We start from the raw sequence: 23,450 nt of genomic DNA, 5'->3' as shown, positions 1-23,450 counted from the left end.
CATTTTTGATTTTTTTTACATAAATCGTCCAAAGCTCGTATCAAATTGATTGTATATGTCGATAAAAGTTGCTATTTCCCACAAAACTAAATACATCTTCGACCGAAGTGTCAGCCTTTCACCGCACATTTTTCGGTTGCGCCCCGCCCCTCACTCGCGCACGCCGATTGAAGGATATTCGTTTAAGATTTCGCCAAAAAACCATTTTATCAACTGGCAGCAAGACCCGTTCGGCAATTATCAAGCACGGGTGGTTTTTCCCGAAAAAACGACCGAACTAAGCATCGAAGTGGAAGTCATTGCCAAGATGCAGGTCATCAATCCGTTTGACTTCTTTGTGGAAGAATACGCCGAAAAATTCCCTTTTCAGTACGACAAACTCCTCAAAAATGAACTAACGCCCTATCTGGAAGCCCGCGAAGCGGGGCCGATGTTGATGGACTGGATTGAGAAAAACAAGATTACAACCGACATCAAAACCGTTGATTATCTGGTCTATCTCAACCAAAAACTTTTCAAAGACCTCTTTTATAATGTTCGCATGGAACCCGGCGTTCAGACCTGCGAACAAACCCTCAGCAGTCTGAGCGGCTCTTGCCGTGATTCGGCTTGGCTGTTGGTGCAGATTCTTCGGCATTTGGGCATAGCTTCGCGCTTTGTGTCAGGCTATTTGGTGCAGCTAACCTCCGATGTTAAATCACTCGACGGCCCTTCTGGACCCGAAGCTGACTTTACGGATTTGCACGCATGGGCCGAAGCCTACGTGCCCGGTGCCGGCTGGATTGGACTCGACCCTACTTCTGGACTTTTTGCGAGTGAAGGCCACATTCCGTTGTGCTGCACCCCAGACTACGCCAGCGCCGCACCCGTTACGGGAGCAACCGACGTGTGTGAGGTAACGTTTGAGTTTGACAACCACGTTTATCGCATCCACGAAGACCCCCGCGTGACCAAGCCCTACACCGAAGAACAGTGGGCAAATATCATGCAGGTAGGAAATGATGTAGAAAAAGATTTGCAGGAAGGCGACGTACGGCTCACGATGGGCGGCGAGCCGACTTTTGTTTCAATTGATGATTTTGAATCGCCCGAATGGAATTCGACCGCCGATGGCCCGCTGAAACGTAAATTAGCTTATGACTTGGCCCTACGCCTCAAAAATCGGTTTGCGCACGGTGGCCTACTTCATTTTGGACAAGGGAAATGGTACCCCGGGGAGTTATTTCCGCGCTGGCAATATGCCCTCTACTGGCGTAAAGACGGCCAAACCTTATGGAAAAACGACGCATTGGTGGCCAAAGAAGATGGTCCAAAATTTACGTTTAGAGATGCTGAATTATTTGCGTCTGAACTGACCAAATATCTCGGAATCAATCCTAATAATTTAACGCCCACCTACGAAGACCCCATTTATTGGGCCTTGGAGGAAGGAAAACTGCCCGTAAATATCGACCCGTTGGCCGTCAATCTGAAAGATTCGGTCGAACGTCAGACATTGGCAAAATTGTTGGAAAAAGGCTTAAATAATCCCGCAGGTTACGTTTTACCGATCAAATGGGATTGGCGGACGCAGGCTTGGACAAGCTGCGTGTGGCAGTTTAGACGCAATCATTGCTATTTAATTCCTGGGAATTCTCCCGTGGGATTACGTTTGCCGCTGGAATCACTACCTGAGGTAACCAAAGACAAACGCGAAGACCCCATTGAGCGGAGTCCGTTTGAAGATTTGCCGCCATTGGGTCAATACGGAGGCGTGGTTGAAAAACGCTACGGCACCATTGCCCCAGACTATAAAGCTCCTGTTTCTCCGATAAAAAAGGCGGAATCAGAAGAAAAAGCCGACGAAAAAGAAGCCCAGAAAACGGTGACCTATGAAGTCGACACCTTCAAAACGGCCCTTTCGGTGGAAGAGCGCGATGGAATTGTTTACGTATTTCTCCCTCCTACCGAATATTTAGAACATTACTTGGATTTGATGGCTTCCATTGAAGCCACCGCCGAAAAACTCCAAATTCCAGTACGGATTGAAGGCTATACGCCGCCGTCGGATTATCGCTTGCAAAAATTGATTGTCTCTCCCGACCCGGGTGTTATCGAGGTCAACATTCATCCTTCCAAATCGTGGGGTGAACTGGTAGACAACATCAGTGCTCTGTATGAAGAGGCCTTTTTTGCACGTCTGGGCACCGATAAGTTTATGGTGGATGGGCGGCATACGGGCACGGGCGGTGGCAACCACGTCACCATTGGCGGCGCAGTCCCTTCCGACAGTCCCGTACTTCGTCGACCCGATTTGCTGCGCAGTTTGATTACCTATTGGCAGCATCACCCGGCGCTCAGTTATTTGTTTGCGGGCTCATTCATTGGCCCAACGAGTCAAGCGCCCCGCATCGACGAAGGCCGCGACGAACGCTTGTACGAAGCCGAAATTGCTTTTGATCAAATACCCGATGATGGAGAAGTTCCGTTTTGGATGGTCGACCGAATCTTCCGCAACCTGTTGGTAGATGTAACGGGCAATACCCACCGGACGGAATTTTGTATTGATAAACTGTATTCACCTGATTCCTCTACGGGGCGATTGGGGATTTTGGAATTTCGGGCGTTTGACATGCCGCCTCATAAGCACATGAACTTGGTGCAGACCTTGTTGGTACGGGCATTGATTGCCAAATTCTGGAAACAACCTTACAAGAAAAAACTAATCCGTTGGGGCACCGAATTGCACGACCGTTTTTTGTTGCCACACTTTGCTTACCTCGACATGGTCGACGTGGTCAACGATCTCAAAGACGCGGGTTATGCCTTCGATATTTCGTGGTTTGATCCTTTCTTTGAATTCCGTTTTCCGCATTACGGCAACATCACAGTCGACAATATGCAACTCGAAATTCGGCTCGGCATCGAACCTTGGCATGTGCTTGGCGAAGAGCTATCTAGCTCAGGAACAGCACGTTTTGTCGATTCTTCCCTTGAACGTTTACAGGTAAAAGTAAGCGGTTTTGTGCAAGACCGCCACATTTTGGTTTGTAATGGCTGCCGGGTTCCGCTCCGAAGTACCGCCGTCAAAAGTGAATTTGTGGCTGGTATACGCTACAAAGCCTGGAACCCGCCGTCGGCGCTTCACCCGACGGTCGGGGTAGATGCACCACTGGTATTCGATGTGGTAGACACTTGGAACAACCGCGTATTGGGAGGCTGCACTTATTTTGTATCGCACCCTGGAGGCCGTAGTTTTGACACCTATCCCGTCAATAGTTACGAAGCCGAATCCCGAAAAATCAGCCGTTTTTGGGGCTTTGGGCATACACCATCCAACGAAAATCAGGAAGCATCAGTACCCGTTCAACAGGCTACTTCCACCATTTCGCGATTTGTGGCCGAGAGCAAGAAAGACCTAAAAATTGATACACCGATTGAGTTAATCAATCCTGAATATCCAAATACGCTGGATTTACGAAGATTTTGGCGCGCAAAGTAGTAATTTAGGGCCGTAATACCTTTTTGATATTATTCGTAACCAATCCCTAATGCACACTGGCACCACTCTTGATTTATTCCAATCGTATCGACAGGAAATCAATTCCTACGACGAAACCATCGGCCCGGATGGTCGCGTTAAGCCTCATTGGCAAACGCTATTTGCGTCGCTCGAACGACTGGGAATCAAAGAACTGGAAGTGCGTAATCAGGAGATTATCAACAGATTACGAGAAAATGGTGTTACGTACAATATTTATGATAGCAGCGATGGTCTAAACCGACCTTGGCAACTCGATCCCATTCCTTTTCTCATTGAGCGAAAGGAATGGGATCATATTTCAAAAGGCCTCAAACAAAGGGCATTGGTGCTCGACTTGATGCTGAAAGACATCTATGGCCCCCAAAAACTGGTCAAAGATGATATTTTACCTCCCGAATTGGTGTTTGACAATACGGGTTTTTGTCGACCTTGTTTTGACATAAAAATCCCTTCCCAAAATCAATTGATTTTGTACGCCGCCGACATGGCGCGGGGACCCGATGGCCGGATGTGGCTCGTTGACAACCGCACCCAAGTTCCTTCTGGGGCGGGCTATACGCTCGAAAACCGCCGCATCATGAGCAAGTTGCTCCCCGAATTGACCGAAGGAATGTTTGTGAATCGGCTTTCTCCTTTTTTCAATCATTTTAGTCAAACCGTCGCAGGATTTGCCAATCGGGGCAAAGACAATCCAAATATCGTTTACCTTACCCCCGGTTCCAACAACGAAACCTATTTTGAGCACGCTTATTTGGCCTCTTATTTAGGCTATACGCTGGCGCAAGGCGACGATTTATTGGTCCGCAACGGCTACGTTTGGTTAAAATCCATCGACGGTTTGGAGCGCGTGGATGTCATCGTACGCCGCGTTGACGACGATTGGTGTGACCCGCTCGAACTGCGGGAAGATTCGCGGTTGGGTGTGCCTGGGCTGTTGCACGTCATTCGCTCAGGCAATGTTACGGTGCTCAACCCACCGGGGGCAAGTGTGCTCGAAAACAGCGCCTTTTTGGCTTTTATGAATATTACATGCCGCTATTTTTTGGGGGAAGAACTCATCATGCCGTCGATTGCGACTTGGTGGTGCGGCCAACCCAAAGAATGCAATTTTGTGTTGGCCAACCTTCACCGGTTAATCATCAAAAAAGCCAATCGAAAGCAAAAATTTAGGTCAATGTACGGACGTCTGTTGACCAACGAACAGCTCGGCGACCTCAGAAACGCCATTCTCCAAAATCCGCATGAATATGTGGCGCAGGAAGAGGTGAGCCTTTCAACCACCCCATCGCTGATTGATGGAAAAATCGAGCCACGTCTGGCTTCGCTCCGCGCCTTTTTGGTCTCTGACGGCAATGACTATCAGGTGATGCAGGGTGGTTTGACCCGCAGTTCGGCCGAAAAAGATAGGTACATCATTTCAAATCAATACGGCGGAATTTCCAAAGACACTTGGATTGTTTCGGACACGATGCCTGAGGTCAAGAGCAAAATTGTTGTTCCTAAATCCCTGCCCGTCATTCACCATACTTCACTGCCGAGCCGTACCGCCGAAAACCTATTTTGGGTAGGCCGCTACAGCGAACGCACCATGGCGCTGACCAAATTTTTGACCATCGTTATCAACGCGCTCAACGAAAACGTTGCTTTCAGGGGTTCTTACAAATCAGAGTACATCGACATTTTATTGCAATCCATTACCCATCTGACTTTTACGTATCCAGGCTTTACGGACGAAAAGAATGAAGAAATTCGCGAAAATCCGTACGTAGAAATCATTGAATTGATACGAAACGCCCAAAAAGCAGGCTCGGTGGCTGCGCATTTGGGCTCATTTTTGATGGCGGTCATTAGCGTCAGCGACAAATGGAACAACGATACCCGGCGGATTATAAACCTGATTGAAAATAGTCAAAAAAAGGTCGTTAACGCCGACATTCAAAATCCCAACGGTTTTCAAAAGGTACTAGACAAACTGCACATTCGCCTGTTTACTTTCTACGGTATCATTTCTGAATCCATGCCGCGCGACAACGGCTACTATCTGTTGGAAGCGGGAAAACTCGTAGAACGTGTTCTTTCTCGCATCAGCATAATTCGCTCTTTTTTCAGCTTTAAAAATGACGAGAACATTGAAAGTGAACTCATTGAAGCCCTGTTAACCAATCAACACCTGCTGGTTCATTACCGTCAGATTTATAAAACAAGCTTTAATTTAGAAGCTACCCTCGACATGGTTTTATTGGACAATAAGCTCCCCTATTCGTTGGTGTATCAGCTAGATATGTTGTCGGATTGTCTTAGTCAACTTCCTAAAAATGCCCAATCCGACCGTTTAAATCAAGCCGAAAAAGCCGTTTTGGAAGCATCCGCTAAAATCAAACTGGCCGATATTTCCAAACTAACTGCCTGTCAGCCCAGCACCTTGTTTCGGGAAAACCTAGATGGTTTGTTGTCGGAGGTTACCGATTTGATTTCGTCAGTTACCCTCAGTTTAACCCATTTGTATTTCATGCATACTGTCATTCAAAATGTTTTGCTAGAAGGGACGGATAACAACGACATTCATGAAGTATAAGCTAACGCATCGAACGCACTATAGATATGTGGTACCGGTGAATACCTACCACAGTTTGGTTTGTTTGAAACCACAAACCATGAAGGGACAACTTTGTCATTCTTTTTCCCTCCACATCACGCCCCATCCCGTTGAAGTGGTGCCGAGAACTGATTTTTTTGGCAATACGTTGCATTATTTTTCCATTGATGTTTCGCACAAAGAATTGGAGGTTGTGGCTGAAAGTGCCGTGGAAAGTTTTCCCAAAACGATTTTGTCGGAAAGCCTCTCCATGACCTGTAAGGAAGCCCGTCACTACGTTTGGAATACCCATTTATTGAAAGCGGAACTGTTGCAGTATATGTTGCCGAGTCCGTTTATTACGTGGGACGATGAAATCAAGGATTTTGCCAGGGACTGTTTTGCCGATACCCTTCCTCTATACGACTGCGTGCGGAGGTTGTGCCATAAAATATTTACTGAATTTGCTTTTGTTTCCGATTTCACCAGCCTTAATACACCCCTCAAAACCGTCTTGAAAGAGCGCAAAGGCGTATGTCAAGATTTTTCCCATTTGGCCATTGCTTGCCTACGAAGTTTGGGATTTCCGGCGCGTTACGTAAGTGGATATATTGAGACTTTACCCCCACCCGGCAAGAAAAAATTGCAAGGTTCGGATGCTTCACACGCGTGGTTATCGGTTTATATTCCTAACATGGGTTGGTGCGAATTTGACCCCACCAACGACATTATTCCGCAGGAAAGGCACATTATCACCGCCTATGGACGGGATTACGGCGACATTGCCCCGCTGAAGGGCATCATTTTCAGTTCTGGCAAACATACGTTATCAGTCGCGGTCAATTTAGTCCCGCTGGAACTTGGTTAGTTGGTCATGCGATTGTCATGTGTTGTCATGAGTTTGTATTTGTCATTGTTTGTCTTGAAATAGTCATAACCGACATATAATACTATTTCCTGACCATTTCTTGACCACATAATGACAATTCGTAAAATCACTTCGTTTTTTCGTATCTACCAAAAAAGCTATCTTTGACGCTCAAACCCATTAGGCATTGATTTATGCGTGAATTTTTGGAGAAACTGAACGTGATTTGGCAAAAACTCATTGCTCCTGTAAAACGGGCTTTCGGTCTGTTGCTGTCGTTATTTTACAATTTATTGGGTAAAATAGTAGGCAAGGAACGGCTTCAAAACTGGAGTAATACCCTACAGGCGTACCGTACCTCGTTAAAAAGAAAATTTCATTCTCGTGTTGACGTAAATTCGCCCTACTACCGCCCCGTCATCCTGACTTGGAAAGCATTTGTGTACGGGACTGCCGCGTTTGCTTTTTACATCTTTTGTGTCGAAACCAACTTTTTATGGTTGTGTGGCAGTATGCCCAGCGTCGAAGATTTACAAAACCCAAAGGTGGCGCAAGCCTCGGAAATCTATTCTTCGGATGGGCAATTGATTGGAAAATTTTATACCGAAAATCGTACTCCCATTGACTACGACAGCCTTTCACCCAACCTCGTAAAAGCACTCATTGCCACCGAAGACGCCCGTTTTTATGAGCACTCGGGCATTGACTCACGGGCATTGATGGGAGTAGCCGTTGGTATTTTAAAGGGCGGAGAGCGCGGCGGCGGAAGTACCATTACGCAACAATTGGCGAAGAAACTGTTCAAAACCCGTAAACGCTCCGCAAGGGGGTTGCTTGGTTATATTCCGCTTGTACGAACGGTTGTCTATAAAACCAAAGAATGGCTCACGGCGATTCGGCTGGAACGAAACTTTTCGAAAGAAGAAATTCTGACCATGTACTTCAATACCGTCGACTATTCCAACAACACCTACGGCATCAAGACGGCCGCGCGGTATTATTTCAACAAATCGCCTTTCGAACTTAACTTACAGGAAGCGGCGGTATTGGTGGGTCTCCAGAAAGCGACCAACACCTACAACCCGACCAAAAACTACGACAAGTCACTCGTACGTCGTAATACGGTGTTGTCGCAAATGGTGAAGTACAATTATTTGAAACAAAGCCAGGCCGATTCTCTCAGTAAACTTCCCATCGAACTTCGCCTGACGCCCGAGCGCTTCAACGAAGAAGACGATGAATACGCCATTTATCAGTATTTCAACGGAAGTGTGGAAGCATTTATGGAAAAATGGGGCGAAGAAAACGATTATGACCCTTACACTGATGGCCTAAAAATTCGGACAACGATTGATTCACGGATGCAACGACACGCCGTTGCCGCCGTCTCAGAGCGAATGCGGATGCTGCAGCAAAGCTTCGAAAATCATTGGTTGAATCAAAACCCTTGGCGCGATGAACAGGGCAACGAAATCCCGAATTTTTTGAACGACGTAGCCAAACGCACCGACCGTTACAAGTTATTATCAAAGCAATTTGCAAAACTGGATTCAGCCGCTCGGCAGGATTCCGTTTGGTATTATATGAATAAACGAGACACGATGACCATTTACGACTGGAAAACCGGTCGTGAGAAAAAAGTCATGATGAGCTCGATAGATTCACTCAATTATTATAAACGCATTCTGCGCGCGGGCATGATGGCCATGGACCCTTATACGGGACAGATAAAAGCCTGGGTGGGTGGTTTGAACTATAAATTCTTCAAATACGACGCCGTTCAGCAAGGAAAACGCCAGCCTGGCTCTACCTTTAAACCTTTTGTTTATTGCGCCGCTATCGACAGCTCAGCGTTCAACATGAACCCCTGCGATAAAATTGTCGACGAGCCGTTTCAGATTGAAGTTCGGGAAAAAGTACGCGGACGCGATACAACCCGAATATGGCGACCTAAAAACTCCACGGGCGGTTTTACGTATCAAGAACTAACCCTACGACGTGCCTTAGCGCGATCCATCAATTCTGTTACGGCACATTTAACAAACAAAATCGGCGCGCAATCGGTGGTTAATTACGCCCGTAAACTTGGCATTACGACTACGCTGAAAGCCGTTCCCTCCATCGGATTGGGGCCGTTTGACGTGTCGTTGTTTGATATGGTGGCGGCTTACTCAGTATTTCCCAACGGCGGTCGGCATACCGACCCCGTGGTGGTGGCGCGCATCGAAGATGCCAACGGAAGCGTGATTGAGGAATTTGCCCCGCAAAGCAAACAAGTCATCAGCGAAGAATCTGCCTTTTTGATGGTTCACATGCTCAAAGGGGGTATTGAAGAACCTGGCGGTACTTCGCAAAATATGTGGACGTTTGGCAGTTTGTTTAAAAATGGTTTTGAGATTGGCGGTAAAACGGGCACCACTTCCAATAACTCCGACGGTTGGTTCATGGGGGTCACCAAAGACCTCGTGGTAGGCGGCTGGGTGGGCGGCGACGACCGCAGTATTCACTTCCGAAGTACGAATCTGGGCGAGGGAGCCAAAACGGCCTTGCCTTTGGTGGGACGCTTTCTGGAAAAAGTGTACGACGATGCAAGCATCGGCTACAAACGCGGGCCTTTCCCCAAACCCACAATCACTATTATCAAGCCTTATAAAGGTTGCGCAGCGTCGTCGCCGATTGAGCAAGTCCCCGACTCGACCAACGCCAATAAAGACTCGCTCTTTATGCTACCACCGTCGATCGACCCCGACATTGAGATTCCTGATGTGCCAGTAGATACGATAAATTCGTAAGGTTTTTTCGGTTCAGTTTTTACGAATTCATCCCCTATTCAAATATCGTTTTTTAAAAGTTAACGGGTTTTCGCCCGTTATTTTTTTGAACGTGCGGTTAAAATACGACAGACTTTCAAAGCCGCACTCAAAGCAGCTTTCGGTTACATTTTTATCCATCAACAGCAGCTTCTTGGCTTGGTTGACGCGGTAATGGTTCAGAAATTCGGTAAACGTCAGCCGCGTCATTTTCTTAAAATAACGACAAAAAGCCGCATTGCTCAGATGGCTTAGCTCGGCCACTTCGTCGATGTCGATTTTACGCTGGTAGTTTTCATCCATAAACCGATACAGGCGTTTAAGGCGCTCTTGGTCTTTTTTAGTGTACTGATTTTCAACGGGTTTGGTATGAAGCAATTCAATATCCTGTGCTGAGGCCAAGAGTTGAAAGATACTTAACACTTCCAAAAACTGTTCAAAATGAGGAAGATAGTAGAGTTTTTTTAGGCGTTCGCTTATTTTTTCTTTCGTTTCTTGCCCAAACCCTATTCCCAATTGGGCTTTCTCAAAAAGTTGAAACACACCTGCTAACTCAGGAATAGTGACAAATGATTCTCCCAAAAAATCGGGCCGAAGGTGAATCACGATTTTTTCGTATTCTTCCTTCACGCCATAATCAAAATTAAGGTGGGGAATATTGGGCCCGATAAATACCAAATCGCTGCCTTCGTAGCGAGAAATGTGCTCTCCCACGTGCCGATTTCCGTTGACACCTTCGATATAGACCAGCTCAAATTCGGGGTGGAAGTGCCAAAAAAAGAAGTCATTCATCCTCGGGTTGAGCATGACCTTAAACGAGCTGTCGGATGCAATATTTAATTCTTCAAATTGTATTTTCATCTTTCGTTGAGTTTTTTTTCTCTGTGGTTCTCCTTCCCTCTGTGGTTATTATTTTAAACCACGGAGAAACGGAAGGACACGGAGGTTAAATGATCCACCTCACAATTCCGTCTTTGAGCCTCACCACGTTAAAGTTAATCAGTAATCCCACCTTGCATTTTGCCAACTTCATATACGTCATCAATTGAGCTTTATGAACATCATTGATGGCCTCAACGGCTTTGAGTTCAACGATTACTTTGCGCTCCACAAACAAATCAATTCTGTATCCACAATCCAGATGAACTCCTTTAAATAGCAAAGGCATTGCCTTTTGGCGTTCAGTGTATATTTGATTTTGGTTCAACACATAAAACAGGCACTCTTCATACGCCGATTCCAACAATCCTGGTCCAAGCTCTCGGTGCACTTCAATAGCACACCCAATAATTTTTTGGGTAATTTCATTCTCAATCATAGGGTATCATCTTTTCTCTGTGTCTCTCTTCCCCTCTGTGGTTTGTTTTATTAACCATGGAGGAACACAGAGGTAAATTAGTTTATTTTTACAAATTAACCATAAATTCTCAATTAAAAAAATCAATATTGTTCAAATTTAGGCAATTATCGGGGTAGAAATCGGACATTGCAAGTCATTATATTTGTATCATTATTTCAATCCAAAATAAGACATAACATGGAAGCGCAAACAATGGCCCCCACGATGGCCACCCCCAACCAAAACCATAAAGACATTCCCGGCAACCCCTCAACGGCTACCAGCAGTCATATCAAGTTGAGCGACCGTTCCAACGGCCAACCGCTTCGGGTATTGAGCGAAGAAGATTGGGCATTTTGGATTCACAACGGCTACATTGTCATTAAAAATGCCGTTCCAAAAGAACAAGCCGAGCGTACTGCCCAATTTTTATGGGAATTTGAAGAAAAAGACCCTACAGACCCCGAAACATGGTACGCCCCTCCCCGCGCCGAAATGAAAATGAAAGAACTCACTGGAACAGGTATGGTAGAAGTATACAATAACCAACACCTCTGGAACAACCGCCAGATGCAGCGGGTTTATGATGCATTTGTGGATATTTGGGGCACTGAAAAACTGTGGGTAACCATCGACCGCGCTAATCTCAACTTCCCGATTCGGCCTGGGTTTGAATATAAGGGGTTTATTCACTGGGACTATGACCCCGAAACCAAACCCCAAAATGTACAGGGCGTTTTGGCTTTGGCGGACCAAACCGACGAAAACATGGGCGGATTCCAATGCATTCCTGAACTTTTCCGGACCTATGATACCTGGAAATTGACCCAACCAGAAGACCGTAACCACTTCAAACCCGATATTACGGGACTGGAGCAATACTTAGTCAAAGTCAAACTAGAAGCGGGTGATTTGTTGATTTTCAACAGCTCGCAGCCGCACGGCATTCGGCCAAATTTATCGGGCAACAAAGTGCGTATTGCACAGTATATCTCCATGATGCCCGCCGAAGAAGAAAACGAATCCATGCGACAGTGGCGGATTAATTCGTGGAAAAATCGTATCTCACCCGAAGGATACGCCTTCCCAGGCGACCCGCGCAACTGGGAACAAACCAAGTACGAAGTCGCTGAATTGAACGAATTAGGCAAGAAACTACTTGGATTGGAAAACTGGTAGAAGATAAGGCAAGAACCGTTCTCAGCTTTATATATTCTGAAAACGGTTCTTGTTATAACTGCATTATTGCACTTTCAGCTGCGTCGTCGCGGTCCCAAACTGCCCCTTAGGAGTCATCCCTTCTACCCGAAGATTGAGTTGCGTTTGGGCATCCGACGTAAAAAATGACATCTTGGCTTTACCTTCTTTGTCGGTCTGAATCATGGGCGCCCAAAACACCGTCGGACGAAAATCGGGCCGTACGTGCTCGGGAGCTGCTTTATCATAGCGCGGTGCATAGAATTCACGGACGGGACTGTAGCCCAGCAATTTGGTTACCAGCGTACCCGGCACCGGCTCTTTGTCTTTGGACCAATCATAATTTTCACCGCCTCTTTTGGTCAGAATCGCAATGACACCGCCCCCACCCCGACTTCCATAAATGGCAGCTGATGCTCCTTTTAGAATATCAACGGCTTCTACATCCACGGGCGGAATATTCATAATGGAGGCTTTATCGACGGGCATTCCATCGAGCACAAACAGCGGTTCTACCACTCCGCTGAAGTTAGCCGAGCCTCGAATCTGTACCGTGCGGTTAAACCCACTACCCGTCACGGTGACACCCGCTACGCGCCCCTGAATAACGTCAAAGATGGTCATAGCTCCCGAGGAATTGATTTGGTCAAATTTAATAGAGGCGTCGGGTGTACCGTAAATAGCGCGGCGGCTGTCTTTTTTTACTTGGTCACTTTTTCGAGCCTTTATGACTACTTCCTGCAACATTTTTTCGCGACTTTCCCTGATTTTGCGCTCTATTTGTAAATATTCATCCGCCCGTTTCAAATACTCGGCCAATTCATTGGCATCAAATTGAATACTGTTAAAAGGCACTTTGGTGACGGTCACGGTAGCGGGTTGAAAAGCATCTAGTACGATGTCAAAATTACGGTTTCCGCGCTCCGACACAGCTTGAATCAACAGATTTGTGGTGTCGCGCACGTCCAAGTTTAGGGCCGCAAATTCGCCTGTTTCTGCCGTTTCACCCATAAAAACGGCACGCGTACTATCCTTGCCGTTGGATTGCAACATAAAGGTCAGCTTCACTTTTCCGGGCTGTTTTTTATTGCCACGCACTACCTTTCCCATCAACGAAATCCCTTCTTCCACAAAGTATTTGTTGGCCACAAGCGAATCCTCCAAAGCATTTTTCCAAGAAAATCTCCGCCACCCCTGCGTCATCATCAATACTTCTAGGTCACGAACGTTATTAGGGTTTTTAGCGTCAAAATAATAAGAAGGTTGCTCAACCGCACCCTTTAAGTCGGATGTCAGCAAGGTATACGAACGAATATTTACGCCATACGCCTCTTTTTCAAGCACTTGTCCCGCATCAGTCACCGACAAGGAAAAACTCCCGCTGATGGGATTGCCCGCCGCGTCTTTTGCCGTCAGTTCCAACTCCACCTTTTCACGGCTTTTATACACTGCTTTATCCGCTTTCAACTCCAGCGATAAAGGCTGATTTTTATTGACAAAAACCAGACGTTCACAAACGGGCAAACCTTTTTCGTCAAAAACCGTCAATTGCGTAATTCCCTCGGGAAGACTGGCCTTTGGAATGCTAAAAAGTGACATTTTTTTGGCCATCGACGTTTTGGCGGCGTACATTATTTCCCCCCTGGTTTGGGCTATCAGCGCCAATTCGCTCGTTGCCGAAACAGCCTTGTTGTGTTTAAGAATAACCCTCACATTTTCTTTGTTGGAAACATTATCCACCATCATCAGGATTCCTTCTTTTTGTGGTTCAGGAAAAGGGTATTTCGCATATTTACCATCTGGCTTACGTACCTCAATACGGTATTTCTCTCCAGGCTCGGGCGTGATGGTAAAATACCCCATGCCAAATTTCAGCGTTGAAAACCCAACCAGCGTATCATTGGCCTGATTGAGCACCGCCCCCGTAATATCGGCCCCTTTACCCAAAATATTGGTGGCTTTAAAAGCTACTCTTCCCTCCAATCCCATCACCAATTGCCCGCCTTCGGGCATAAACTGCACGTCAATGTCATCGGCATTGGAAGGATAAACTGTCGGTGATGCCTCCGCCCGAAAAATGGGCAAGTCACGATGAAAAAAGAAATCTTCTGAAAAATTACGCATCCAGTTTGTGTAGGCCCTGACCGTGTAATCGCCCGCTTTGAGGGAGTCTTTCAGAGCTAAATCTCCCTCTCCCAATCCGCCAATCATCTCAATTTTCTTCAATAAAACCACTTTTCCAGTCGTTTTATCGACCAAATCAACGTACAAAACTTGGCTGACTGAGTCGGCACTATGACTGCCGCTGTTGATTAAGTAAGCTTTAAACCAAATTGTTTCACCCGCCGAATAATACGGACGATCCAAGTGCAGATAGGCTTTTTCCTGGGGAGAATTTCGTTGGTAGGCTTCAAATTTTGCCACAATTTTGTCTAACCAATTATCGTCGAAACGAAAGGCGCTCAACACAATGAAAGACGCCGCAAAAAGTGTTAACAGGCTGGTACGGAACATCAGTATTTTAACGGTTTAGTTTATCAAATGGCAGTTAATAATGGATCAATAGTAGCGCAAATACTACGCTTTTTCTTCCCAAATTTGACAAAGATTCACAATCACTTCGACGGCCTTTTGCATATCCTGCACCGAAACCCATTCCAATTTTGAGTGAAACGCGTGTTCGCCCGCAAAGATATTTGGACACGGCAATCCCATAAACGAAAGCCGTGACCCGTCGGTCCCCCCACGAATACTACGCCGCTTGGCGGTCAGGCCACTGCGCCGAATCGCTTCCAGCGCATAGTCGCTCACCTGCGGGTGTTGGTCCAGCACTTCCTTCATGTTTCGATATTGCTCTATCACCTCAAAATGAGCAGTAGAATGTGGATAATTTGTCAAAACATTTTCCAGAATACGCTTCAAGTACGTTTCTTTTTCGTGCAATCCTGCCACTGTAAAATCACGAATGATAAATCCGAGGGTTACTTTTTCCAGAATTCCTTCAATATTAGTCGGGTGAATAAACCCCTCCATGTCTTCGGTCGTTTCGGGCGACAATGTATCTTTCGGCAATGTGGCCAGCACGTCCGCCGCAATTTTAAGCGCATTTTCGAGTTTCCCTTTCGCAAAACCAGGGTGCGTACTTACGCCTGAAATCGTAATTTTGACTGCATCCGCGCTAAAAGTCTCGTCTTCCAGCGTACCAACACTCTCACCATCAATAGTATACCCGAAAGCCGCCCCTAATTTTTCTAAATCTACCTTGGCAGTACCGCGCCCAATTTCTTCATCTGGTGTGAAGAGAATTTTGATGGTTCCATGTTTGATGTCCGGATTGTTAATCAAAAAATAAACAGCGTCCATAATTTCTGCCACACCCGCCTTGTTGTCGGCCCCGAGTAGCGTCGCGCCGCTTGCGGTCACAATGTCATTGCCAATCTGGGCAGTCAAATCAGGATGTTCCGATTGGCGTAACACCTGCGATAAATCATCGGGCAATACAATGTCAGAACCGTCCCACTTCGTATGCACGATTGGCTTTACCCCTGCCCCTGAGCAATCGGGCGAAGTATCGACGTGCGAACAAAAACAAATCACTGGTACGTTGTATTTTGTCGTGTTGGCGGGGAGCGTGGCGTACACATACCCGTGCTCATCGAGGTGCGCGTCTAAAACCCCCATTTCAAAAAGTTCAGTGACCAACAATCGGCTCAAATCCTTTTGCTTTTCGGTAGAAGGTTGGGCGGTGGAATTAGGGTCTGATTGCGTATCAATTTGAACATATCGCAGAAATCGGTCAAGCACAGTGGAGGGAGTTGATGACATGAGTTGGTGGGTTTAGTGAATAAAAAAAAACCGATTAGCAAGATGCTAAACGGTTTTCAATTTACCAAACCTTTAAATATTGACGGTCAACAAACTGTTTTAAATCGAAAATTGACTACGATTTTTTAAATCGATACAGATACGGCGCTTTGTTGGCAGCTCCCGTGTACAGTTTTTCGACTCGTTCCAAAATATCCAAACTCAGCATTTTTCGCTGAAAATTATTCCGACGAAGGGGCATCTCCAAAATAGTCTCGTAAAGGCTTTGCAGCTCCATCATCGTAAATGTTTCGGGCAGAAGATTGGAGCCTACCAATTTAGAATCCAGCGTTATACGCAGGGTTTCCAACGCTTTTTGAATGATTTCGCGGTGATCAAAGGCCAATTTTGGCAATTGCTTCATCTCAAACCATTCACTGGATTCTGACAAAAAATCTGGCTTGGGGTTCACTTTTGAAAAGTCTACCAGCGCATAATATCCAATGGAAACGTATCGCTGCAACACCCAAGAATCATTCATTGCTTCGGGCCGGTGTACTTCCATAATTTTTTGAATAAATTCCTTGGTGGAGCGGTCTGCCGAACCAAATACCCGAAACTGCTCCAAATAAATATCTCTCAGGCCCGTCCGCTCTTCCAAAATGCGTTGAGCAGCTTCGTCAATTCCTTCACTCTGGTCTACATACCCACCAGGTAACGCCCATAAATCTAAGTTTTTCAATTTCAGCAATAATACTTTGAGTTGTTGATTATGAAAACCAAAAATCACACAATCGACTGAAAGTTGAGGGATAAAACGGTCTTTTAACGCTAAAAAATCATCAAGTTCATTTATAAGTGGCATACATGCAGGATAAGGTTTTAGGCAAAAATACAGAAAAATTTGAGTAATAAAATAAAATCAAGTATTATTGTCCCACAATGAGATAATAACAAAATTATCTCTGCTAAAATTAAAACATTACCAAGTTAACCTATCAGTTTCAACTCGTTTTATTCATGAAAAAAGTAAACGTAAATACCCAAAAATCAGTCCGTTTCCTGCTACTTAGTTGGGGATTGCTGATATGTGGCGCAGCGATGGTTTTCGGGCAGTCGCCCGAACGCCGCGTGTTGGTTTTCAGCAAGACCGCTGCCTTCCGGCACGCTTCGATTGAGGCAGGAAAAGTCGCTTTTCAAAAAATGGCCCAAGAAAAGGGATTCATTGTGGATTTGACAGAAGATGCCACGCAATTCAACCCCGAAAACCTAAAACGGTATCGTTCGGTGGTATTCCTAAATACGACTGGCGACGTGCTCAACGCCAACCAACAGATTGATTTTGAGCATTATATCCAAGCAGGTGGCGGGTATTTAGGCATCCACGCTGCCACCGATACCGAGTACGACTGGCCGTGGTACGGACGCTTGGCGGGAGCGTATTTTTTAGATCACCCTTCTGTTCCAAGCAATGTGCAAAAAGGGAAATTTATCGTAGCCATGAAAAACCATTGGGCAACCAAAGGAATGCCCGATGAGTTTGAACGTACCGATGAATTTTATGCCTTTAAAAACATCAGCCCAAGCATTAATGTGCTCCTGAAAATTGATGAAAAAACCTATCAGGGAGGCAAAAACGGGGACAACCATCCCATGAGCTGGTACCAAGATTTTGACGGAGGAAGGGCATTTTACACGGCAATGGGGCATACTGATGAAACATTCTCGGAACCTCTTTTCCTTAATCACATCTGGGCTGGTTTGAACTATGTGATGGGAGGCGATGCTCCCAAACCTTTGGATTATACCAAAGCACGTCCCGACGAAAACCGTTTTACAAAAGTAGTTTTGGAAGAAAAACTTGACGAACCCATGGAACTTTCCGTGTTGGGCGATGGGCGCATTTTATTCATCCAACGCAAAGGAGAAATTCGACTTTATAATACCAAAACAAAGCAACTCAAAACCATTGCCAAGCTCGACGTAAACACCAAGTATACCAGCAAAGAAGGAAAAGTAGCAGAAGGTGAAGATGGCGTTTTGGGATTGAGTAAAGACCCTAATTTCGCCCAAAACCACTGGATTTACCTCTACTATTCACCCGCGGGTGGCGAGCCTAAAAACATCTTAACCCGTTACGAATTGCGCGGTGACGAGTTGGTCATGAGCTCAAAAAAAGTAATTTTGGAAGTAGCTACCCAACGCGAAGAATGTTGCCACACGGGGGGCTCCATCGCTTGGGATAAAGCGGGAAATCTATACTTATCAACGGGTGACAATACCAACCCACACGGCTCCAACGGTTTCAGCCCCAGCGACGAGCGCCCTGGTCGTGAATCATGGGATGCCCAAAAATCATCGGCCAACACCAACGATTTGCGCGGAAAAATCATTCGCATCAAACCGCAACCTGACGGTAGCTACACGATTCCCGAAGGAAATTTATTTCCCAAAGGTACACCACAAACCCGCCCCGAAATCTATACCATGGGCCACCGTAACCCATTCCGCATTTCAGTTGACCAGAAAACAGGTTTTGTGTATTGGGGCGAAGTAGGCCCCGACGCCAACAAACCCGCCGACGACCGTGGGCCTGCGGGACACGACGAAGTCGGACAAGCCCGCAAAGCGGGTAACTTTGGTTGGCCGCATTTCGTGGGCGACAACAAAGCATACAACAAATTTGATTTTGTTAACAATAAATCGGGCGAAAAATGGGACGCGGCTAAGCCCATCAATACCTCTCCCAACAACACTGGTTTAAAAGAACTACCACCCGCCCAAAAAGCCTTCATTTGGTATCCTTACGGCGAATCTCCCGAGTTTCCGATGGTGGGCAGCGGCGGTCGCAATGCCATGGCTGGACCCGTATTTTACAGTGAAGAGTTCAAAAATGCCGCTCGCGCATTCCCCAAGTATTACGACGGCAAAATCCTGACCTACGACTGGATGCGCGGCTGGATTATGGCCGTAACGATGGATAAAGATGGCAACTATGTTTCGATGGACCGTTTTATGCCAAGCTACAAATTCAGCAATCCAATGGACATGGAGTTTGATGCCAATGGCGATTTGTACATGCTCGAATACGGCTCGGGCTGGTTTACGGCCAACGATGATGCGCGTTTGATACGGATTGAATACAACGGCGGAAACAGAAAACCAGTAGTACAGGTAACTGCCGACAAAATGGGGGGCTCGGTTCCCTTCAAAGTAAACCTTTCGTCAAAAGGAACCATTGATGCAGACGGTGATGCGTTGAAATATTCTTGGAAAATTACCTCCAAAGACGGTTTTAACAAAATTGTAAACGAGCCCAATCCAACGTTGGCGCTGGCCAAAGCAGGGGTGTATAAAGCCACCTTAACCGTGACCGACGCAAAAGGCGCTTCCAATACTCAATCGTTGGAATTGACCGCTGGCAATGAGCCGCCAGTGCTAACATTTGACTTACCCAAAAGCAACAAAACCTTCTTTTTCGCTAACAAATCGTTTGACTACGAAGTAAAAGTAAGCGACAAAGAAGACGGAAGCCTCGCCAATGGAAAAATCAAACCCGAACAAGTAGCGGTCAGCATTGACTACTTGGCTGAGGGATATGACAAAATCGCCATTGCTCAAGGCCACCGCTCAGCAGATGCGAGTGCAAGTTTTGCCACTGGGAAAAAACTCATTGCTGCGAGCGACTGCCAGGCCTGTCACAGCATTGACAAAAAATCTATCGGACCCATGTACACCGCCATTGCTCAAAAATACAAAGGCGATGCCAGCGCCATCGAAAAACTCGCTAAAAAAGTGATCTCAGGTGGCAGCGGCGTATGGGGCGAAACGCCCATGGCGGGTCACCCACAACTTTCAGCAACTGATGCGGGCGATATGGTGAAATACATTTTGAGTCTTTCTAACGAAAAAGCCAACCCGAAATCGTTGCCAGTGGCAGGTTCTTACACCACCAAAATCCCTGCTGGCGACAAAGGTCAGGGTGTGTTCATTCTCCGGGCGTCTTACGAAGACCAAGGCAGCAAAGGGTTGCCATCGCTTGCCTCAGAACAAACCTATACCCTTCGGAATGCTAAAATAAGCCCGCATGGTTTTGACAAATATGAGTCGGCAGCCAAAATGTCTTTTGGCGGAAATGACTTTGTAATTCCAGGCAAATCGGGCGCTTACATAGGACTTACTCAGGCTGATTTAACAGGCATTCAGCGAGTAGAATTAGTCGTTGCTACCCCCAAAGCCCAGTTAAATGCACAAGGAGGGAATATTGAGCTTCGCTTAGATTCCCCTACGGGTAAACTCATCGGCGAATCTGGATTTATTGAAGCTACCGACAAAGGAGGTTTTGGAGGAAATGCCGCAAAAATCAACCTTACCCCCACCGAAGGCATTCATGACATTTATTTGGTATTCCAAAATCCAAAAGCGGAAGGCTCGCTCATGGTCGTGATGGGAATCGAATTCAAAACCGACACTCCTGCCGCAACCAATCTGCCCGTGGTCGATGCAACGCCCAAAAATGACATCAGCGCCTATGCTGGTAAATACAAAATGACAGGATTGCCTTTTGAATACATCGAAGTAAAGGTGAAAGATGGCAAGGTAATCATGGATGCTGGCGGACAAGGTGGCGAAATCAGCGCTACGGGCACCCCCGACAAGTTTGACGCCGACGGCAAAGCCACCGTTTATTTCATCCGTGACGAAAGCGCTCATGTTTCCAAAATAAAGCTTGAAGCCATGGGAATGGTGTTTGAAGGAAAAAAAGAATAGAACGCATTAATGTCGGCAAGGTTTAAAACCTTGCCGACATTCTCTACTTGATTTAGAACCCACAGTGGAACTGCTTGCCGACGTTAAACTGTAAACATTTACAAAAATGACATTTCAAGATAATCACCTTAATCGTCGCCAATTCCTGAATCAATTGGGAATGGTTACTGCCGCAGGTTTTGTGGCCAAATCTGCCTTTGCTACTGCCAAACCTTGGTTTACCATTTCATTGGCCGAGTTTTCATTGGCAGGTTCATTGTTCAGTGGCAAGCTCAAAAACATGGACTTCCCTGCCAAAGCCAAGAACGAATTTGGCATCAACGCCGTAGAATACGTGTCCATGTTTTGGAAAGACAAAGGACAAGACCAAGCTTATCTCAGCGAACTCAAACAACGTACGACCGATTTAGGCGTTCGCAATGTGCTTATCATGGTTGACAGCGAAGGAGACCTTGGTGCAAGTGATGCTGCCAAACGCCTGAAGGCCGTTGAAAACCACTATAAATGGGTAGATGCGGCAAAGTTTTTGGGCTGTCATTCTATCCGGGTTAATATGACAGGCGACGGAACACCCGAAGAATTGTTAAAAGCAGGAGTTGACGGCTATAGTAAACTCGTCGAATACGGCGAGAAAGTTGGTATCGACATCATTATCGAAAACCACATCAATGTTTCAACCAACCCTGATTGGTTAGTGAGTTTGCTGAAACAAATCAAAAGTCCTAATGCAGGTGTTTTGCCCGATTTTGGCAACTTTACCGAACGCGAACTTCCCAAAACCCTGACGATGGAAGGGTATCAAAATGCAAAGATTTTGCACGAATTTGATAAATACGAAGGAGTAAAAAAGCTCATGCCTTTTGCCAAAGGAGTCAGTGCCAAAACGCATACATTTGATGAAAAAGGGAATTGTACCGATGTAGATTTCGCGAAAATGATGCCGATTGTCAAAGCTGGTATCACTCCCAATTTCAAAGGATTTATCGGTATTGAATACGAAGGTGGTTTTATGAAAATGATGGGTTCCAAAGAAAACTATTTAGACGAAGATGCTGGCATAAAGGCCACGAAGGCACTGTTGGAGAAAGCCTTATTAAGTTAATTATTCAAGTTGCCAACATCGGTAAGCGTCTAGCATTTACCAATGCATTTTCTTATCAACGTCGTCGAGGAGTCTCCCTCGGCGACGTTCTTTTTTTATACGTATCTTTGCCAAGCCAATAACCGACCAATGCTGCAAGCTTTCTTACGTTTTATTACCGAAAACCAACTCTTTACGCCCACCGACCGATTATTGCTGACGGTGAGCGGGGGCATTGATTCGGTCGTTCTGACGCAACTTTGCCATGAGGCGGGGTTTTCTTTCTGCATTGCGCATTGTAATTTCCAATTAAGGGGCGAAGACTCCGAAGGCGACGAAGTATTTGTACGACAACTGGCTCAAAAATACGGCGTTGACTGCCACGTGCAACGGTTTGAGACCAAGGTATTTGCCAAAAAACGGGGCATTTCTACCCAAATGGCCGCCCGTGAATTGCGTTATCCTTGGTTTGAAGAGATCCGTCAGCAATTTCACTATGACTATATTCTCACCGCTCACCACCAAGATGACCTCCTTGAAACCGTCCTGCTTAATCTAACGCGGGGTACGGGCTTGGCGGGTTTGCACGGCATTCTGCCCAAAAAAGACCGTTTGGTTCGTCCGCTGCTTTTTGCCCCTCGAAATAACATACAGACTTTTCTTACGCAAAATCAATTGCCTTGGCGGGAAGACAGTTCCAACGCTTCCGTTGATTATTCCCGCAATCGGCTACGCCACCAAGTCGTTCCTATTTTAAGGGAACTCAATCCAAATGTAGCGGCCTCCGTCGCCACGTTGGCCGAGCGCGTCAAAGCAACCGAAAACCTGCTGGCAGCGAGCCGCAAAACCATTGAGGCCGAAATCATTAGGGTCGAAGGTAGCATAACGCGGATTGATATTGCGCCATTAGAACAGCAAGTTGCCCCGGTAGAGTTGTTGGCTCAGTGGCTCACGGGCTTGGGTTTTACGTACCAACAATCAAAACTCATTTGGCTCAACCGAAAAGGGCAAACGGGTAAACAGTATTTCTCACCAACGCACACATTGACCATGAACCGAGGTAAATGGCTTGTGGCTCCTTCCCAAATACCTAACTCCATATCCTATGAATTGCATGAAACTGGCGGTGAAATTAACTATGCTGGAGGGCATTTGGCATGGGCAATTGGGGAAACCACTGTTTCAGAAAATAAAAATGAAGTCGCTTACATGGATGCGGATGCGCTAACATTTCCGCTCAATCTTCGTCTTTGGCAGCCCGGCGATTGGTTTTGTCCGCTGGGAATGAAGGGAAAAAGGAAGAAAATAAGTGACTTTTTGGTCGATGCAAAGGTGCCCAGAAATCGAAAAGACCAAGTCTATGTACTCGAATCAGGCGGCGAAATCGCTTGGTTGGTAGGCTTTCGATTGGATGAGCGTTTTAAAATCAGCGACACAACTGTGAAAATAATAAAATTTTCACAATCCATATCCAATTGACAAA

At 46.1% G+C, this 23,450-nt stretch carries 13 protein-coding genes; 8 read left to right on the top strand and 5 right to left on the bottom strand.

Translation table 11 applies throughout. From position 1 onward, the window contains the following. Window positions 1-55 precede the first annotated feature (55 nt). The 4 genes from DR864_RS02745 (at window position 56) to DR864_RS02730 (ending at window position 9,758) form a co-directional block, all read left to right on the top strand. Window positions 56-3,481: a transglutaminase family protein gene (locus DR864_RS02745; protein WP_114065510.1), complete on the top strand. Its 3,426-nt coding sequence runs from the start codon at window positions 56-58 to the stop codon at window positions 3,479-3,481. 49 nt (window positions 3,482-3,530) lie between these two features. Next, window positions 3,531-6,098: a circularly permuted type 2 ATP-grasp protein gene (locus DR864_RS02740; protein WP_114065509.1), complete on the top strand. Its 2,568-nt coding sequence runs from the start codon at window positions 3,531-3,533 to the stop codon at window positions 6,096-6,098. Further along, on the top strand, window positions 6,088-6,966 hold the full coding sequence (locus DR864_RS02735) for a transglutaminase family protein (protein ID WP_114065508.1): 879 nt from the start codon (window positions 6,088-6,090) through the stop codon (window positions 6,964-6,966). The genes DR864_RS02740 and DR864_RS02735 overlap by 11 nt, the downstream gene beginning before the upstream one ends. Before the next feature lie 194 nt (window positions 6,967-7,160). Continuing rightward, window positions 7,161-9,758 carry a penicillin-binding protein 1A gene (locus tag DR864_RS02730; RefSeq protein WP_114065507.1) on the top strand — a complete coding sequence of 866 codons (2,598 nt, stop codon included), beginning with the start codon at window positions 7,161-7,163 and terminating at the stop codon, window positions 9,756-9,758. A gap of 27 nt (window positions 9,759-9,785) precedes the next feature. Here the strand turns inward: DR864_RS02730 and DR864_RS02725 are convergent, their stop codons facing one another. Continuing rightward, window positions 9,786-10,637, bottom strand: a complete 852-nt coding sequence (locus DR864_RS02725; protein ID WP_114065506.1) for a helix-turn-helix domain-containing protein — start codon at window positions 10,635-10,637, stop codon at window positions 9,786-9,788. Window positions 10,638-10,722: 85 nt separating this feature from the next. Beyond that, window positions 10,723-11,094 (bottom strand): GxxExxY protein, encoded by a 372-nt coding sequence (locus DR864_RS02720; protein WP_114065505.1) that lies wholly within the window; start codon window positions 11,092-11,094, stop codon window positions 10,723-10,725. A 219-nt stretch (window positions 11,095-11,313) separates the two neighbouring features. Between DR864_RS02720 and DR864_RS02715 the strand changes: the two genes are divergently transcribed. Further along, window positions 11,314-12,294 (top strand): phytanoyl-CoA dioxygenase family protein, encoded by a 981-nt coding sequence (locus DR864_RS02715; protein WP_114065504.1) that lies wholly within the window; start codon window positions 11,314-11,316, stop codon window positions 12,292-12,294. A gap of 63 nt (window positions 12,295-12,357) precedes the next feature. Here the strand turns inward: DR864_RS02715 and DR864_RS02710 are convergent, their stop codons facing one another. From DR864_RS02710 to DR864_RS02700, 3 genes are all read right to left on the bottom strand, one after another. Further along, window positions 12,358-14,826: a TonB-dependent receptor plug domain-containing protein gene (locus DR864_RS02710; protein ID WP_114065503.1), complete on the bottom strand. Its 2,469-nt coding sequence runs from the start codon at window positions 14,824-14,826 to the stop codon at window positions 12,358-12,360. Window positions 14,827-14,889: 63 nt separating this feature from the next. Beyond that, window positions 14,890-16,137, bottom strand: a complete 1,248-nt coding sequence (gene pepT, locus DR864_RS02705) for a peptidase T (protein WP_114065502.1) — start codon at window positions 16,135-16,137, stop codon at window positions 14,890-14,892. Between the two features lie 115 nt (window positions 16,138-16,252). Continuing rightward, window positions 16,253-16,981, bottom strand: a complete 729-nt coding sequence (locus DR864_RS02700) for an NUDIX hydrolase (protein ID WP_114065501.1) — start codon at window positions 16,979-16,981, stop codon at window positions 16,253-16,255. Window positions 16,982-17,136: 155 nt separating this feature from the next. Between DR864_RS02700 and DR864_RS02695 the strand changes: the two genes are divergently transcribed. From DR864_RS02695 to tilS, 3 genes are all read left to right on the top strand, one after another. Continuing rightward, window positions 17,137-20,886, top strand: a complete 3,750-nt coding sequence (locus DR864_RS02695) for a ThuA domain-containing protein (protein WP_114065500.1) — start codon at window positions 17,137-17,139, stop codon at window positions 20,884-20,886. 106 nt (window positions 20,887-20,992) lie between these two features. Next, complete coding sequence (locus DR864_RS02690) at window positions 20,993-21,988, top strand: sugar phosphate isomerase/epimerase family protein (protein WP_114065499.1); 996 nt, start codon at window positions 20,993-20,995, stop codon at window positions 21,986-21,988. A gap of 42 nt (window positions 21,989-22,030) precedes the next feature. Continuing rightward, the gene (gene tilS / locus DR864_RS02685) at window positions 22,031-23,446 is read left to right on the top strand and encodes a tRNA lysidine(34) synthetase TilS (RefSeq protein WP_114065498.1); all 1,416 of its coding nucleotides are present in this window, start codon (window positions 22,031-22,033) and stop codon (window positions 23,444-23,446) included. The last annotated feature ends 4 nt before the right edge of the window (window positions 23,447-23,450 follow it).

This window comes from Runella rosea, from assembly GCF_003325355.1.
In the GTDB taxonomy this organism is placed as follows: domain Bacteria; phylum Bacteroidota; class Bacteroidia; order Cytophagales; family Spirosomataceae; genus Runella; species Runella rosea.
Note: the sequence above shows the minus strand (reverse complement) of the source record. Positions and strands in the feature narration are given on the sequence as shown.

Coding starts and splice junctions, on each gene's coding strand:
- DR864_RS02720 (WP_114065505.1), bottom strand. CDS start 11,094: ATGATTGAGAATGAAATTACCCAAAAAATTATTGGGTGTGCTATTGAA.
- DR864_RS02730 (WP_114065507.1), top strand. CDS start 7,161: ATGCGTGAATTTTTGGAGAAACTGAACGTGATTTGGCAAAAACTCATT.
- DR864_RS02695 (WP_114065500.1), top strand. CDS start 17,137: ATGAAAAAAGTAAACGTAAATACCCAAAAATCAGTCCGTTTCCTGCTA.
- DR864_RS02690 (WP_114065499.1), top strand. CDS start 20,993: ATGACATTTCAAGATAATCACCTTAATCGTCGCCAATTCCTGAATCAA.
- tilS (WP_114065498.1), top strand. CDS start 22,031: ATGCATTTTCTTATCAACGTCGTCGAGGAGTCTCCCTCGGCGACGTTC.
- DR864_RS02745 (WP_114065510.1), top strand. CDS start 56: ATGTCGATAAAAGTTGCTATTTCCCACAAAACTAAATACATCTTCGAC.
- DR864_RS02735 (WP_114065508.1), top strand. CDS start 6,088: ATGAAGTATAAGCTAACGCATCGAACGCACTATAGATATGTGGTACCG.
- DR864_RS02700 (WP_114065501.1), bottom strand. CDS start 16,981: ATGCCACTTATAAATGAACTTGATGATTTTTTAGCGTTAAAAGACCGT.
- DR864_RS02710 (WP_114065503.1), bottom strand. CDS start 14,826: ATGTTCCGTACCAGCCTGTTAACACTTTTTGCGGCGTCTTTCATTGTG.
- DR864_RS02725 (WP_114065506.1), bottom strand. CDS start 10,637: ATGAAAATACAATTTGAAGAATTAAATATTGCATCCGACAGCTCGTTT.
- DR864_RS02740 (WP_114065509.1), top strand. CDS start 3,531: ATGCACACTGGCACCACTCTTGATTTATTCCAATCGTATCGACAGGAA.
- pepT (WP_114065502.1), bottom strand. CDS start 16,137: ATGTCATCAACTCCCTCCACTGTGCTTGACCGATTTCTGCGATATGTT.
- DR864_RS02715 (WP_114065504.1), top strand. CDS start 11,314: ATGGAAGCGCAAACAATGGCCCCCACGATGGCCACCCCCAACCAAAAC.